The sequence below is a fragment of the Anoxybacillus kestanbolensis genome, from assembly GCF_001996285.1.
Lineage (GTDB): Bacteria > Bacillota > Bacilli > Bacillales > Anoxybacillaceae > Anoxybacillus > Anoxybacillus kestanbolensis_A.
The window spans coordinates 17,432-32,899 of the sequence record NZ_MQAD01000013.1 but is presented as its reverse complement, the minus strand read 5'-3'; the positions used below and the strand labels follow the sequence as shown (position 1 = coordinate 32,899).

General features: G+C 41.8%; 17 protein-coding genes, 1 riboswitch and 1 other annotated feature. Of the genes, 7 read left to right on the top strand and 10 right to left on the bottom strand.

Annotation, left to right across the window (positions count from 1 at the left end; genetic code table 11):
- Positions 1 to 23: 23 nt before the first annotated feature.
- Positions 24 to 746 (bottom strand): pseudouridine synthase, encoded by a 723-nt coding sequence (locus BO219_RS08760; protein ID WP_077429247.1) that lies wholly within the window; start codon positions 744 to 746, stop codon positions 24 to 26.
- A gap of 106 nt (positions 747 to 852) precedes the next feature.
- Here BO219_RS08760 and BO219_RS08755 point away from each other — a divergent pair, with 106 nt between their 5' ends.
- Positions 853 to 1,101, top strand: a complete 249-nt coding sequence (locus BO219_RS08755; protein WP_077429246.1) for a hypothetical protein — start codon at positions 853 to 855, stop codon at positions 1,099 to 1,101.
- 14 nt (positions 1,102 to 1,115) lie between these two features.
- Here BO219_RS08755 and BO219_RS08750 read toward each other — a convergent pair whose 3' ends face one another.
- Entirely contained in the window at positions 1,116 to 2,741 is a 1,626-nt protein-coding gene (locus tag BO219_RS08750; RefSeq protein ID WP_077429245.1) for a putative polysaccharide biosynthesis protein, read from the bottom strand.
- Positions 2,742 to 2,841: 100 nt separating this feature from the next.
- Between BO219_RS08750 and BO219_RS08745 the strand changes: the two genes are divergently transcribed.
- Positions 2,842 to 4,107, top strand: coding sequence for a BaiN/RdsA family NAD(P)/FAD-dependent oxidoreductase (locus BO219_RS08745; protein WP_077429244.1), 1,266 nt, complete (start codon positions 2,842 to 2,844; stop codon positions 4,105 to 4,107).
- 37 nt (positions 4,108 to 4,144) lie between these two features.
- Here the strand turns inward: BO219_RS08745 and BO219_RS08740 are convergent, their stop codons facing one another.
- The gene (locus BO219_RS08740; protein WP_077429243.1) at positions 4,145 to 4,441 is read right to left on the bottom strand and encodes a rhodanese-like domain-containing protein; all 297 of its coding nucleotides are present in this window, start codon (positions 4,439 to 4,441) and stop codon (positions 4,145 to 4,147) included.
- Between the two features lie 58 nt (positions 4,442 to 4,499).
- Positions 4,500 to 6,917, bottom strand: a complete 2,418-nt coding sequence (gene leuS, locus BO219_RS08735) for a leucine--tRNA ligase (protein WP_077429242.1) — start codon at positions 6,915 to 6,917, stop codon at positions 4,500 to 4,502.
- A gap of 62 nt (positions 6,918 to 6,979) precedes the next feature.
- Positions 6,980 to 7,192 (bottom strand) — a binding site (T-box leader).
- Between the two features lie 189 nt (positions 7,193 to 7,381).
- Here leuS and BO219_RS08730 point away from each other — a divergent pair.
- Complete coding sequence (locus BO219_RS08730; RefSeq protein ID WP_077429241.1) at positions 7,382 to 8,158, top strand: hypothetical protein; 777 nt, start codon at positions 7,382 to 7,384, stop codon at positions 8,156 to 8,158.
- A 36-nt stretch (positions 8,159 to 8,194) separates the two neighbouring features.
- Here BO219_RS08730 and BO219_RS14670 read toward each other — a convergent pair whose 3' ends face one another.
- Both BO219_RS14670 and BO219_RS08725 read right to left on the bottom strand, forming a co-directional pair.
- The gene (locus tag BO219_RS14670; RefSeq protein ID WP_006320695.1) at positions 8,195 to 8,335 is read right to left on the bottom strand and encodes a hypothetical protein; all 141 of its coding nucleotides are present in this window, start codon (positions 8,333 to 8,335) and stop codon (positions 8,195 to 8,197) included.
- 10 nt (positions 8,336 to 8,345) lie between these two features.
- Entirely contained in the window at positions 8,346 to 8,609 is a 264-nt protein-coding gene (locus tag BO219_RS08725) for a YtzC family protein (protein ID WP_003397789.1), read from the bottom strand.
- Positions 8,610 to 8,733: 124 nt separating this feature from the next.
- Here BO219_RS08725 and mnmL point away from each other — a divergent pair, with 124 nt between their 5' ends.
- Positions 8,734 to 9,684: a tRNA modification radical SAM protein MnmL/YtqA gene (gene mnmL / locus BO219_RS08720; RefSeq protein WP_077429240.1), complete on the top strand. Its 951-nt coding sequence runs from the start codon at positions 8,734 to 8,736 to the stop codon at positions 9,682 to 9,684.
- Entirely contained in the window at positions 9,684 to 10,256 is a 573-nt protein-coding gene (gene mnmM, locus BO219_RS08715) for a tRNA 5-(aminomethyl)-2-thiouridylate-methyltransferase MnmM (RefSeq protein ID WP_077429239.1), read from the top strand. Before mnmL ends, mnmM begins: the two co-directional genes overlap by 1 nt.
- Positions 10,257 to 10,297: 41 nt before the next feature.
- On the opposite strand, the gene BO219_RS08710 is transcribed toward mnmM, so the two are convergent.
- From BO219_RS08710 to BO219_RS08700, 3 genes are read right to left on the bottom strand one after another with little or no spacing between them, the layout of a single operon-like run.
- Entirely contained in the window at positions 10,298 to 10,861 is a 564-nt protein-coding gene (locus BO219_RS08710) for a Uma2 family endonuclease (protein WP_077429238.1), read from the bottom strand.
- A 43-nt stretch (positions 10,862 to 10,904) separates the two neighbouring features.
- On the bottom strand, positions 10,905 to 11,975 hold the full coding sequence (locus tag BO219_RS08705) for a tetraprenyl-beta-curcumene synthase family protein (protein WP_077429237.1): 1,071 nt from the start codon (positions 11,973 to 11,975) through the stop codon (positions 10,905 to 10,907).
- The gene (locus BO219_RS08700; protein WP_077429236.1) at positions 11,950 to 12,768 is read right to left on the bottom strand and encodes an alpha/beta hydrolase; all 819 of its coding nucleotides are present in this window, start codon (positions 12,766 to 12,768) and stop codon (positions 11,950 to 11,952) included. Before BO219_RS08700 ends, BO219_RS08705 begins: the two co-directional genes overlap by 26 nt.
- Positions 12,769 to 12,850: 82 nt before the next feature.
- On the opposite strand from BO219_RS08700, the gene BO219_RS08695 reads away from it, so the two are divergent.
- Both BO219_RS08695 and BO219_RS08690 read left to right on the top strand, forming a co-directional pair.
- Positions 12,851 to 13,381 carry a gamma carbonic anhydrase gene (locus BO219_RS08695; RefSeq protein ID WP_077429235.1) on the top strand — a complete coding sequence of 177 codons (531 nt, stop codon included), beginning with the start codon at positions 12,851 to 12,853 and terminating at the stop codon, positions 13,379 to 13,381.
- Between the two features lie 73 nt (positions 13,382 to 13,454).
- Positions 13,455 to 13,973, top strand: coding sequence for a phosphatase PAP2 family protein (locus BO219_RS08690; protein WP_077429234.1), 519 nt, complete (start codon positions 13,455 to 13,457; stop codon positions 13,971 to 13,973).
- Between the two features lie 44 nt (positions 13,974 to 14,017).
- Here BO219_RS08690 and metK read toward each other — a convergent pair whose 3' ends face one another.
- Positions 14,018 to 15,223 carry a methionine adenosyltransferase gene (metK, locus tag BO219_RS08685; RefSeq protein ID WP_077429233.1) on the bottom strand — a complete coding sequence of 402 codons (1,206 nt, stop codon included), beginning with the start codon at positions 15,221 to 15,223 and terminating at the stop codon, positions 14,018 to 14,020.
- 120 nt (positions 15,224 to 15,343) lie between these two features.
- Positions 15,344 to 15,452, bottom strand: a riboswitch (SAM riboswitch).
- Positions 15,453 to 15,468: the final 16 nt, after the last annotated feature.

Genomic DNA, 15,468 nt, shown 5'->3' with positions numbered 1-15,468 from the left:
CGGAACCTGAGCGATGCAGGTTCCTATTTTTTGTCTTCTCCCTTTAATAAAGCGATTTCTTCATCCGTCAACTCACGATATTCTCCAGGCTCTAACGTTTCATCGAGCGGCAACGGTCCCATTTGAACCCGCTTTAAGTAAACGACTCGCTTGCCAACCGCTTGGAACATTCGTTTAATTTGATGAAACTTCCCTTCTGTAATTGTAATTTGCACGTCAGAACGTAAACCGGAGCGAACGATAACAAGTTTTGCTGGTTTCGTTTCATACCCGTCGTCGAGCACGACACCGCGCTGGAAGGCAACAACATCTTCTTCTGTTACTTCTCCATCAATGATCGCCTCATACGTTTTCGGAACATGTTTTTTCGGTGACAATAGTTGATGAGCAAGCTGACCATCATTTGTTAACAGCAATAGCCCCTCCGTATCTTTATCTAACCGTCCAACAGGAAATGGATCAAATATGCGATCTTCCTCTTCTAGCAAATCAACAACTGTCTCTTCGACCGCATCCTCCGTTGCTGAAATAACCCCTTTCGGTTTGTTCATCATGAGATAAATAAACGGCTTATACTCGACTTCTTCCCCCCATACGGTAACAACTTGCTCCTTAGGATCGACGTGTGTTTTCGCATCTTTTATCGTCATCCCATCGACTTTAACGACGCCTGCTTTTAATAGCTTTTTCACTTCCTTTCTCGTTCCGTATCCCATATTTGCCAACAGTTTATCGATTCGTAACACTAAAATCCCTCCAAATGTTTTTCGTTTTTAGGCATCCGTCCATACACGTATGGCAATTGTCACATATACTGCCTACGTAACGATCAAAGCGAAAGGAGTTTTCCGAATGGATGAACGCCAACAACAACAGCAAATGCCTGGTATGCCTTATTACGGAGGCACTCCGTTTATGCCGGGATTCCCTGGAACACCAACATTCCCAGGAACACCTGGATTTCCAAGCGGCTCTCTTGAGCGTCGCGTCGACCGTCTTGAACGCATCACCGAGCGACAACAACAACAAATTAACAATTTAAATCGACGCCTTCAACGCGTTGAGCGTCAGCTTGGATTCCCGTTTAGCAGCGATTTCTAATAGAAAGAAGAAGGCTACGATACGGCCTTCTTTTCTTTTTTTCGCAAAAATGAAAATCTGTTTCCAAATAACATATACAACAAGTTTGAACGCTCACTTAAATAAAAATAAACAGCCGCTCCAATGAATCCACCGAACGCAACGATCGCGACCGATTGGATCATGCTGCCATTGTAATGGAAGAAACGATCAATTAGTTTTACAATCGGCCAAACGACAGCACACATGATCGCTGTTAAAATTCCCATAAACAATATGCGCTTAGCGACGAAATGATAACGATAATTTGTGTAACGTTGAATGATCCATAAGTTTATCCCGACCGATAAAGCGTATCCAATCGTCGTTGCCAAAATAGCTCCCACCGTTTCAAAAGAAACGATAAACATATAGTTAAAAAGCAATTTGAACAACAACCCAATACATAAACTAATAACGGTAAATTTTTGCTTATTGATTCCTTGTAAAATGGCAGCCGTAACAGAAAATAATGCAAAGAAAATAGCTGTCGGGGCATATGCGCGCAACACTTCTGTTCCGAGTGGATCATAACTATAAAAAGCAGCATATACGTATTCAGATAAAAGCGCCATACCGATAACAGCAGGCAACGTAATAAACATGACGACTTGAAACGTGTCGTTTAAATATTTTCGTAACCGCTTGCTTTCCCCTTTCACATAAGCTTTCGTAATGGTGGGAATAAGCGTTAAGCTAAACGATGTAGCTAACGTAACCGGAATAATGACGAGTTTTTGCGCCCATACGTTGAAAATGCCGTATGCATCTTCCGATATGGCTCCAAGCCCAATGCTCGCCATCGCCTTGTTAAACGTAAATTGATCAATCAGTTGATATAGCGGCATAGCTAGACCAACAAACGCAAAGGGAGCAGCGTAAGCAATCAATTCTTTATACATGTCTTTTAATGACATATCAATGGTGCCGCGATCTTGTTTTAATAGCTCATCTAAAAATGTTTTACGCTTGAACCAATACATCAATAACACAGCTAGTCCACCAACCGCTCCGACAAATGCTGCAAACGTTGCCACTTGAACAGCTGTTGTTAGCGAGCCCCCGAAAATACGCAACACGATGTAGCTCCCTAAAAGCAAAAAGATGATGCGCACAAGTTGTTCAATAACTTGCGACAGCGCTGTTGGCCCCATTGATTCATGCCCTTGAAAAAATCCACGAATTAAGCTCATCATCGGCACGAGCAATAAAGCAAAACTAACGGCACGAATCACGGAAATAACATCAGCAATGGAGTTGCCGTATCCATCATCATTGACGACAAATGGCGCTAACAACGGTGCACTCATATATAAAATGAGCCAAGCGAGAAATCCGGTAATCGCCATTAACGTAACGCCTGAACGAAACAATTTTCGCCCGATCGCATATTCCCCAAGTGCATTGTATTTCGAGACAAACTTTGATACCGCAAGCGGCACACCCATCGTGGCAATGCTAATAAACAACGTATATGGAACGTAGCCGTATGAATAAAGTGCCCCCCCTTGTTTACCAACGAGTTGGTAAAATGGGAAGACGTATATAAGTCCTAAAATGCGAGATAAAAATACACCCCCAGTTAAAATAAACGTCCCGCGCAACAATTTTGATGACGACATATTATCCCTTCCTTAACGGATTCATTGCTTCACTTATTTTATCACACTTTTTTCTTTTTCATAAAATCATTATAATTTTGACAGAAAGGACGTGAAAGTCATGATATATGATGTCGTAGTGATCGGTGGAGGGCCGTCAGGGTTAATGGCTGCCATTGCCGCCGGCGAACAAGGGGGACGTGTACTTCTCCTTGATAAAGGGGATAAGCTTGGTCGAAAATTAGCCATTTCGGGCGGTGGACGATGTAATGTCACAAATCGACGGCCGGTGGATGAACTCATTCAACATATCCCAGGAAACGGTCGTTTTTTATATGGCGCATTTTCAATGTTTAATAATGAAGATATTATTCGCTTTTTTGAACGACTCGGTGTTCCGTTAAAAGAAGAAGACCACGGTCGTATGTTTCCGGTGAGCGATAGTGCGCAATCTGTCGTACAAGCTTTGCTTCGAGAATTAAAACGATTGCGCGTCGACATTCGCGTCCATACCCTTGTAAAAGATATTGAATATAAAGACGGGGCTGTTTATGGCGTGAGGCTACAAACAGGGGAAGTCATTCAAACGAAAGCAGTTGTCGTTGCCGTCGGAGGGAAATCTGTGCCACATACCGGTTCGACAGGGGACGGCTACGCATGGGCAGAAAAAGCTGGACATACGATTACAGAACTGTTTCCAACCGAAGTGCCGATTGTTTCACATGAACCATTTATTCAAAAGCGAACGTTACAAGGATTATCACTACGCGATGTGGCATTAAGTGTATTAAACGAAAAAGGAAAACCAATCGTCACACATCGAATGGATATGATTTTTACACATTTTGGTATTTCCGGACCCGCTGCACTACGATGTAGCCAGTTCGTTGTGAAACAGTTAAAAAAACAGCCTTCTACGATCATGACAATCGATGCACTGCCAGACGAAAAAGAAGAGACATTATTTCAACGTATTGTGCACACGATGAAAGAAGAGCCGAAAAAAACGATAAAAACTATTGTCAAGGGAACGATCTCTCTCCCAGAGCGGTATGTATTGTTTTTACTCGAGCAAGCAACAATTGATCCACATACGGTCGCAAGCACACTCAGTCGTGAGAAAGTGCGGATGTTCGTTTCGTTATTAAAAAAATTTTCTTTTTCCGTACATGGCACGTTGCCGCTTGAGAAAGCGTTCGTCACAGGTGGAGGAGTATCCGTCAAAGAAGTCCATCCGAAAGAAATGGCATCCAAGCTGATGAATGGCCTTTATTTTTGTGGGGAAATTTTAGATATTCACGGCTATACAGGTGGCTATAATATTACCGCGGCGCTCGTGACCGGTCGGCTTGCAGGTATGCATGCTGCTATGTATGCAAACCAATAAGATCGCCGATCAAGCGATCTTATTGGTTCCTTCTATGTTATACAAGTTCTCCATTCCAGCCAAGCATGCCATCAATGACATTACAAACATCATACCCATGTGCCTCTAAATAACGGCAAACGTGTTCACTACGCACGCCAGAACGACAAATAATCACATATGTTTTCTGTTTGTCTAGTTCACTCATTCGTTCAGGAATGTCCCCCATCTTTATATGAATCGCTGATGGAATCATTCCGAAAGCGACTTCTTCATCTTCGCGTACATCAATGATATGGACACGCTCTCCCGTTTGCATTATTTGTTTTAATTGAGCGGCTGTCATTTCTTTCATCCATCTCTCCCTTTCTTTAGCGAAAGCCCCCCACCACATGTGCGAGAGGCTTTGTACATTAATTTGCAACAATGTTCACTAATTTTCCTGGTACAGCGATCACTTTACGCACTGTTTTTCCTTCAATTTGTTCTTTAATTTTTTCATCTTCCATTGCTAATTGCTCAAGTTGTTCTTTCGTTGCATCAGCTGGCACATGTAGTTTTGTACGTACTTTTCCATTCACTTGAATGACGATTTCAACTTCATCTTCAACTAATTTCGCTTCATCGTATGCTGGCCAAGCTTCGTAAGCAATCGTGTTGCTATGACCTAGTTTTTCCCACAACTCTTCAGCAATGTGCGGACAAACTGGCGATAACAGTTTTACGAATCCTTCCATATACGCTTTTGGCAATATAGGTGCTTTATATGCTTCATTAATAAACACCATTAACTGTGAAATCGCTGTATTGAAACGAAGCGCTTCGTAATCTTCGGTTACTTTTTTCACTGTTTGATGATATACGCGTTCAAGCGTATCTGTTTCTGGATTGTCAACGATTTTTGGATTTAATTCACCGTTTTCTTCAACAAATAAGCGCCATACACGATCTAAAAAGCGACGTGCACCGTCCAGACCTTTTGTCGACCATGCAATCGATGCTTCTAAAGGACCCATAAACATTTCGTATAAACGTAATGTGTCCGCCCCATGACTTTCAACAATATCGTCTGGATTGACGACATTTCCTTTTGATTTGCTCATTTTTTCATTGTTTTCCCCAAGAATCATCCCTTGGTTGAATAGCTTTTGGAATGGCTCTTTTGTCGGTACAACGCCAATATCATATAAAAACTTATGCCAAAAACGCGCGTATAACAAGTGCAATACGGCATGTTCTGCCCCGCCAATATAGATGTCAACAGGTAGCCATTTTTCTAGCTTTTCAGGATCGGCTAATTGTTTATCGTTATGCGGATCGATGTAACGCAAGTAGTACCAGCAGCTTCCTGCCCACTGTGGCATCGTATTCGTTTCGCGGCGACCTTTTTTGCCTGTTTTCGGGTCAACAACGTTCACCCATTCTTCGATGTTTGCTAGTGGAGACTCTCCTGTGCCTGACGGTTTAATTTCATCTGTCTTCGGCAATACAAGCGGCAATTCTTCTTCTGGCACTGGTGTCATCGTTCCGTCTTCCCAATGGATAATCGGAATCGGTTCGCCCCAATAACGTTGGCGGCTAAATAACCAATCGCGAAGGCGATACGATACTTTTTTCTCTCCTTTTCCGTTGGCCTCTAGCCATTCGATCATTTTTTTCGTTGCTTCTTCTTTATTTAAACCGTTTAAGAAATCAGAGTTAATATGTTCTCCATCGCCTGTGTACGCTTCTTTTGAAATGTCGCCACCGGCAACGACTTGTTTGATCGGCAAATTGAATTTTTCTGCAAATTCATAATCGCGCTCATCATGCGCTGGTACCGCCATGATGGCGCCTGTACCGTAGCTCATTAACACGTAATCTGCGATCCAAATCGGCAATTTTTCCCCATTGGCTGGGTTGATCGCGTAAGCTCCTGTAAATACACCTGTTTTTTCTTTCGCTAAATCCGTTCGCTCAAGATCACTTTTGCTTTGAATTTGTTTTAAATAAGCTTCAACCGCTTCTTTTTGCTCAGGTGTTGTAATTTTTTCAACGAGCGGATGTTCAGGGGCAAGCACCGCATAAGTGGCTCCAAATAACGTATCTGGACGCGTTGTAAACACCGTAAACGTTTCATCATGTCCATCAACTTGAAAATGAATATTTGCCCCTTCAGAACGGCCGATCCAGTTGCGTTGCATTTCTTTTATGCTTTCAGGCCAGTCTAATTCTTCTAAATCTTCAAGTAAACGGTCCGCATATGCCGTAATGCGAAGCATCCATTGTTTCATCGGCTTACGAATGACTGGATGTCCCCCGCGCTCGCTTTTTCCATCGATCACTTCTTCATTCGCTAATACCGTTCCTAATGCTGGGCACCAATTGACCGGCACTTCATCCATGTACGCTAATCCTTTTTCATATAGCTTTAGGAAAATCCATTGTGTCCATTTGTAATAGTTCGGATCAGTTGTATTCACTTCGCGATCCCAGTCATATGAAAAACCGAGCGATTTAATTTGACGGCGGAAGTTGTTAATATTTTTTTCTGTAAATTCGGCTGGATCATTTCCTGTATCCAGTGCGTATTGCTCCGCTGGCAATCCGAACGCATCCCACCCCATCGGATGCAATACGTTATACCCTTGCATGCGTTTCATACGCGCTAAAATGTCCGTTGCTGTATATCCTTCTGGATGACCAACGTGCAATCCCGCCCCTGATGGATATGGGAACATGTCAAGCGCATAAAACTTTCGCTTTCCGTCGTCTTCTGTCGTTTTAAACGTTTTATTTTCTTCCCAATACTTTTGCCATTTTTTTTCGATTTCTCGATGATTAAAACTCACGTGACAAACCTCCTTTTAATCCATTTTTAACAAAAATGAAAAACAAAAAACCTCCCATCCCAAAAAGGGACGAGAGGATTCTCCCGCGGTACCACCCTTGTTAGCGCACGAATCGTGCACTCACTTTCATCATTAACGCAGATTCACGGCGCATGCTACTTCATTCGCACACGCGACTCCAAGGCGAGTTCGTAAACAAACTTCGGTTGACTCGCACCACCCGTCAACTCTCTGCCGACCATTTGTTTACTACTACTCCTTTTCACCGTCATTTTCCATTATTTCATTATACACATTATTTTAAAAAATTTACACCCTCGTTGCAAGTGTATTTAAGCATGGCTACTCAATCATATAGATGATACACATGATACAAAAAGTATAAAATAATTAAAAATATTTCAGGTAGTTATTTTATTATGATTAGGTTATTATACACTAAAATGAAAGGGAGTTGACAATAAATGATGAAAAAATTTTTTCTCATCTTCTCTATTCTCATCAGTTTTCTTATTCTCGGATGCCAGTCGGAACAAATGAAAAAATTTATTGTTTTCGGGAAATGGGACGGTGTATATGTAGCAAAAAAAGATGCTCCTTTTGTTCTTAACTTCATTTTATTAAGTGACAGCCCTCTAACAAACGTAACATCTATCGATTTTCCCGAAATCTCACACGCAATCGATGACATGCAATATGATCTTATCAAAGGTGATAAATACAAAGACTTTCAATTATTTAATATCGCTGTAAATTTACGTTTAAAAGAAGTAAGTAGCGCGACACTATCTAAAATAACTCTCATATTTGATCAAAAATATAAAGAGACATTCCCGATCGGTCAAATTAAGTTAGCTGTAGACGAGAAAGGAATATTTACTCCACAAAATGAGTATGTGACAGCTTATCCAAATACGCAATTTTTTCAAGCAAAGCTGAAAAACGTTTCAAAGCATACGATCCAAATAAAGCGTGTAACTGTAGAAAACACTTATTTACAGACAAAAGATGTAAAAATAAACGATAAATCGGAAAAACAGAGTGTAAGTCCAAACGAAACAATAAATATGTATTTTACTCTTGCTGAAAAGACAGAACAAAACGCTCACTTTTATATTGTTTCACCAAAAATTGAATATGAATTAGCAGGAAAAGCATCAAGCACATATATTGATCCTGTTTTTTACGGGGTGACAAACCTTACCAAAGAAAAACTAGATGACATTTTGAAGCAAAACTAAACTATCCCCCACCCGGAGCATGTCCGAGTGGGGAAATTACGTTTCATTATGATATTCCGCTTTTGCTTCTTGCCCTTTTTTCGCATTCCTTTGTTTCACTTCTTTTACCGGATCACCGAAATCTTTCGCATGCAACGTTTTTTGTTCTGGATTGTTTTGTTTCGAACGTTTTTTCATCGTTTTCCTCCTAGTGACGAAGTAAAATCATATCGTTTTGTAATTGTTCAAGCTGCAGGCGCATGCGATGCAATTGCTCGCGCTGTTGGGCGTTACAACTTAACGAAAAATGCGCCAAATCGGTCACCGCATGTTCGAGCATTTGCTGGGCTTTTACATATTCTGTATCGTTATAATGTTCAAGCTTGCTTGCTTCTGTATATTGCTCTTTTGCATAGCGAAGCACATCTTCACAATGCTGCAAAAATTCATCCATCGACTGTCTTGTTGCCATACGCATCCCTTCCTTTCTTTCGTATCGCTTTATAGTTTGTACATTTTCTTGTCATTTATCACAGCACTGTTGAGCTTCTCGTTTGAAACGTGCTACAATGCTAAAATGATGCGAGGTGATAAACATGAATCCTTTTCCATATACAAACGACAAGAAACGATACCATACATGGAATTATCATTTACGCCAAACGTTCGGTGAAAAAGTGTTTAAAGTGTCGCTTGATGCAGGATTTGATTGTCCGAATCGTGATGGCACCGTCGCGTATGGCGGTTGCACATTTTGTAGCGCTGCCGGTTCCGGTGATTTTGCAGGTAGACGAACGGACGACTTAGTAACGCAATTTCATACGATTAAAGAAAAAATGCATACGAAATGGAAAGATGGCAAATACATCGCCTATTTTCAAGCGTTCACAAATACGCATGCACCCGTTGACGTCTTGCGTGAAAAATTCGAATCGGTGTTACATTTAGAAGGGGTCGTCGGTTTATCAATCGCTACACGCCCCGATTGTTTACCTGACGATGTCGTTGACTATTTAGCCGAATTGAATGAGCGAACGTATTTATGGGTCGAGCTTGGCTTGCAAACCGTTCATGAACAAACCGCTACTTTAATTAACCGCGCACATGACTTTTCGTGCTATGTAGAAGGAGTACAAAAGCTACGTAAACATAGCATTCGCGTTTGTGCCCATATTATTAACGGATTACCGCTTGAAACGTATGACATGATGATGGAAACAGCAAAGACGGTCGCTCATTTAGATGTGCAAGGGATTAAAATCCATTTGCTCCATTTGTTAAAAGGAACGCCGATGGTGAAACAATATGAAAAAGGAATGCTTCGCTTTTTAACGTTCGATGAGTATGTTCAACTCGTTTGTGATCAGTTAGAAGTATTGCCGCCAGAGATGATTGTTCATCGGATTACAGGGGACGGCCCGATCGATTTAATGATTGGTCCGATGTGGAGCGTCAATAAGTGGGAAGTGTTAAACGCCATCGATGCTGAATTAGAGCGACGCAATAGTTATCAAGGGAAAAAATATGTGCGAAAGGAAGAAAGATGATGAAACTGATGCGCATTTTGCCGTTTGCGCGCTCGCTTATCGACTTAGCAGTCAAAGAGGGCGATATCGTCGTCGATGCAACGGTAGGCAACGGCCACGATACGCTTTATTTAGCGGAACGTGTTGGCCAGTCTGGACATGTGTTTGGTTTCGATATTCAAGCGCAAGCGATTGAAAATACGACAAAGCGATTGCACGAACATCATATGGAAACACGTGTCACACTTGTGCAAGCAAGCCACGCGGAACTTGATGCGCATATCCCTTCCGAATATAAAGGACGCATTACCGGAGCGATGTTTAATCTCGGTTATTTGCCCGGGGGAGATAAACAAATTGTCACAAAGCCAAACTCAACAATTGCTGCGATTGAACAATTGCTGGACATCATGGCTCCGGAAGGAATCATCGTTCTCGTCATTTACCACGGTCATCCCGAAGGAGCAATCGAACGTGATGCCCTTTTGCAATACGTTTCAACAATCGATCAACAACGTGCACACGTCGTACGATACGAATTTATAAATCAAATCAATCATCCACCGTTTATTGTTGCGATTGAGAAGAGGTAAAAAAGTAGCGATCGGTTCTCCCTATCGCTACTTTTGTTTCGTTAGTGAAATATTTCTTCTAAATCAACAAACAGATCCGAAAAGGAAACAGATTGAACAATCCCTATGCTCACCTTAATATCTGCCTGCTCGTACAGTCCGTCTTCATTTAATGCATAAACAGTAACTGCTTGTTTCATCGGATTAACGATCCAATATTCTTTTACACCGTACTCCATATATAAATTAAATTTCGTCACTAAATCGTGCGCTTGATTCGAAGGACTGAGTATTTCAACAATTAGCGTTGGAACGCCAATATATTTTGTATCTGTAAATCCTGATGGATCACAAATAATACTTAAGTCAGGAATGACAAGTTTTCGCTCGGAACATTTCTCACTCACTAGTTCAATATCTGTTGGGGCCGCAAATACTTTACATGTCTTTCCTTTTAAATAATTTCCAAATATCGTATGAAGATTGCTCGATACAAGTTGATGTTGAATGCTGGGCGAAGGTGTCATATAAACAACGCCATTAATATATTCTAACCTTTCATCACTATTTTGGCGCATCATTAAATATTGTTCATATGTCACATGCGAAAAGCGAGGCAACGACATATTCATCCCTCTTTTCTTTTCTTCCATTATACACCCATTTTCTTCACGCATACATCCATCTTTGCCATTTTCGATACATTCGGCCATTCCAGTAAAAGAAGTGAGATGTCATGCCGCCAGAACGCAACAATTGTTTCGCTAGTTTACGAATGGTTTCTTGCTCATGCACTTTTTCATCTGACAAATATAATCCGAGCAAGCCACGATGAATAAAGCGATGAAATTCACGATGTGGCAATTGTGCAATATGGCGATCTGCCTCTTCAATGAAATGACGTAAACGAGCAAATAGCGTCTCCTCATTCGGATAATAAAAGCAAAAATTTAAATCTCCACCTTGTCGGTCTTCCTCTTGATCAATGAAATAATCAAGCAAAATGTGCAGCCCTTGTACGTATGGAAAATAGCTGTTGCGCACACGTTGTGCAAGAAGCTGATCGAACGCATCGTTGCAGGCGTAAGCAACTAGACAAAAAATACCGAGCGTTGAACCAGAACAAGCGGAAAATTCGTACCACTCCATTTTCGGCAACGATGCTTCATGTTTAGCGAACCATTGCTTCAAGCGCGGAATGCGCTCCTCTTTTTTTACATGTTTATGTACTTGTAAGTCACAATAATATGATGCAAGTTCATGTAAAAATGGAGTGATCACTTCATAATGTTGAACTCCTTCCAACATTTCTTGGCACGTATCGACAAGAGCATGCAAATAGCCACCGTCATCTTGTTCGGCACGATAACGATAATATGCCTCTTTTTTTGCCCCGACCGTTAACGCATGGATCATTGAATCGTGCAACGCACGAAAGTCAGTCGGATCAAGCGACGTACTGCGATCGCATAAATTATCGAGGTAATCGCTAATCGTTTGATAAGCAACGATAAAACGAATGCATCGCTCCATTTCTTTTCCCGCCAGTAAAGCTAAAATCGCGCCCCCTTCGCAATGAAACGTTTTTGTTGCGATGCTCGCTAACGCTTGTTTGCGCAATTCTTCATCTGGAATAGCTTCTGCTCTTTTTTTCCAAACGGCTAGTTCCCGGTGAACAAGCGGAAAAACGCGATGATAGACAGCTCGCATTAGACTAAACGGATTTGTTGGAACGTTCAATGAGTTCACCCCTTTGCAGCTGCAAAGTTAAAAACGTATGGGCATATAAAAATACTTGTTCACGTTCAAGTTCGTTAAAAATCTCGTGATATAGTTTTGGCCATTCTTTATACACTTTTTCACTTACCGTCAACTGATCAAACCATGATTTCACTGCACTTTTATCGACAATTTTATCATCTCCCGCCTGCATGACAAGCATCGGAACGTCTGGTAAGTCCGCAATTTTATCATGAGCAATCCGAATGGCTTTGACTAGCTCACGATACCAACGAACAGACACTTTCGTCACGTATAATGAATCGTTTTTATCCATCTCACGCACTTCTTCATTTCGAGTCGCCATCTCCACCTTTAACCCTGATGGAAAACGCTTTTTCGGATGAATAACATTTAAAATGTGCGAAGCGATTTCAAGTGCTTTGGACGGATAGTGAACGAGCCCTAAACATGGAGAAGATAAAATGACACCGCGCACAGGAAGACGCTTTTCTTGCAATGTACGAATGACGACGAGCCCACCCATGCTGTGACCGAGTAAAAAAACAGGCTGTTCATACACGCTTGCTTCATGCACCCAACTGGCAACCGCTTCGATATATTCGTCAAAGGAATCAATATGTCCTCTTCGACTGCGTGATGTCGTTCCTTGCCCTGGTAAATCTCCTGCAACAACATGAAAACCGTGCATGCGAAACATTTCAATAAGCCATTTATATCGTCCATGATGCTCAGCTGCACCGTGAACGATCACAATCGTTCCTTTTGCATTTTCTCCTTCCCATTTCCACATATACACCCCTCCTTTATGTTTACGAATAGCCGAAAAATTTGTACACTAAATATAACAAAACGAAACGAAAGGGACGAGTGAAATGATTTATCCATATAAAGAACACACACCAAACATTGCACGTTCTGCTTTCATCGCCGATTACGTCACTATTACAGGTGATGTAACAATTGGAGAGGAAACGAGTGTTTGGTTTAACACTGTCATTCGTGGAGATGTCGCACCAACGATCATCGGCAACCGTGTAAACATCCAAGACAACTCTGTCCTTCACCAAAGCCCAAACAATCCACTGATCATTGAAGATGATGTCACCATCGGACATCAAGTCATTTTGCATAGTGCGATCATCAAAAGAGGCGCACTCATCGGCATGGGTTCGATCGTCTTAGACGGTGCCGAAATTGGTGAAGGTGCGTTTATCGGCGCTGGTAGCCTCGTTCCACAAGGAAAAAAAATCCCGCCACGCACACTTGCATTCGGTCGTCCTGCGAAAGTGATTCGTGAATTAACTGAAGAAGATGAGCGTGAAATGGCACGCATTCGTCGCGAATATGTCGAAAAAGGACAATATTATAAATCACTTCAAGTAAACAAACCACGCGACAAATAAGCGTGGTATTTTTACATTGTTTTATTATTGACTTCACATATGTATTTTATCATAAAATCAGGGGGATTTGCTTATGTTACGAAAATGGTACGATTGGGAGTGCAAGTTATTTTACAGCATTAATCGTTATTTTGATCAAAAATGGCTAAACACCTATTTTCGTTCAATTACACACGTTGGAGGGGCTACATTTTCAATTACATCGGTTATGCTAGCCATTTGGCTATTGCGGGATGAATGGCGCGATACTGCTATCGCAAGTGCGATCGCCTTAGCACTTAGCCATATTCCTGTCGCAATGATGAAAAAAATATATCCTCGCAAACGACCGTATATTTCACTACATAAAACGAAAGTAACAAAAAACCCATTAACTGACCATTCATTTCCATCAGGACATACGACTGCAATATTTTCTGTCATCGTTCCGTTTTTACTATACGCTCCAGCGCTTGCTGTTTGTCTTTTACCTATTGCTGTTAGCGTTGCCGTGTCGCGCATTTATTTAGGGCTTCATTATCCGTCTGATGTACTTGCCGGTTGTATGCTCGGTACGCTATTTGGTATTGCTTCATTTTCTGTTCTTACTTAAAAAATAGGAAAGGAGAGCTACATCTTGTAACTCTCCTCTTTTCCTTACTTCGCTAACTGTAACGCTTGTTGTTTTAACGCTTCCGCTTTATCTGTACGCTCCCAAGGAAGGTCGATATCTGTGCGACCGAAGTGACCATAAGCTGCTGTTTGCTTATAAATCGGGCGACGGAGATCGAGCATTTTAATAATGCCTGCTGGGCGAAGGTCGAAGTTGTTGCGCACCACTTCAATTAATACATCCTCAGATACTTTGCCTGTGCCGAACGTGTCGATTGAGATCGATACAGGTTGCGCCACACCGATCGCATATGCTAATTGCACTTCACATTTATCCGCAAGACCTGCTGCGACAATGTTTTTCGCTACGTAACGAGCCGCATATGCTGCCGAGCGATCTACTTTCGTTGGGTCTTTTCCTGAGAAAGCCCCACCGCCGTGACGAGCATAACCACCGTAAGTGTCAACGATAATTTTGCGTCCTGTTAACCCTGCGTCACCTTGTGGACCACCGATGACGAAACGACCTGTTGGGTTAATGAAATATTTTGTGTTTTCATCGATCAACTCCGCTGGAACGACAGGTTGAATGACATGTTCTTTAATGTTGCGCACAATTTGATCTTGCGTAATTTCTGGATGATGTTGTGTGGAAACAACGATCGTATCAATGCGTACAGGTTTGCCGTTTTCATCATACTCTACTGTCACTTGCGTTTTTCCGTCCGGGCGTAAGTATGGTAAAATGTCTTCTTTACGCACTTCTGCTAAACGGCGCGCAAGTTTATGGGCAAGTGAAATTGGAAGCGGCATAAGCTCTTTCGTTTCGTTGCACGCAAAACCAAACATTAATCCTTGGTCTCCTGCACCGATCGCTTCGATTTCTTCATCTGTCATTTGTCCTTCACGAGCTTCTAACGCTTTATCAACACCCATCGCAATATCTGGAGATTGTTCATCAATGGATGTTAATACGGCGCACGTATCTGCGTCAAAACCGTATTTTGCACGCGTATAGCCAATTCCACGAATCGTTTCACGGACAATTTTCGGAATGTCTACATATGTAGATGTTGTAATTTCTCCGCTCACTAAAACAAGTCCTGTTGTTACACTCGTTTCGCACGCAACACGCGCATTTGGATCATTTGCTAAAATCGCATCTAAAATCGCATCGGAAATTTGGTCACAAATTTTATCCGGATGCCCTTCCGTTACAGATTCAGATGTAAACAGACGACGTTTAGGCATTCAAACATTCCTCCTCAGTATAATGACAAATGATACGGTACTCATCCCTCTTATTATGGTCTATCGTGAAAAAAACCTTTCCCTCAGAGGAAAGGTTTTTGCATTTGTCTGCGCCTTTCACTCTTATCGTTCAAGGGCGTTCCCTTGCCACAGGTTAGCACCTTTTCACGTATGTGACGGTTGCTGGGTTTCATCGGGCCTGTCTCCCTCCACCAACTCGGGATAAGAGTATCCGTTCATTTCAG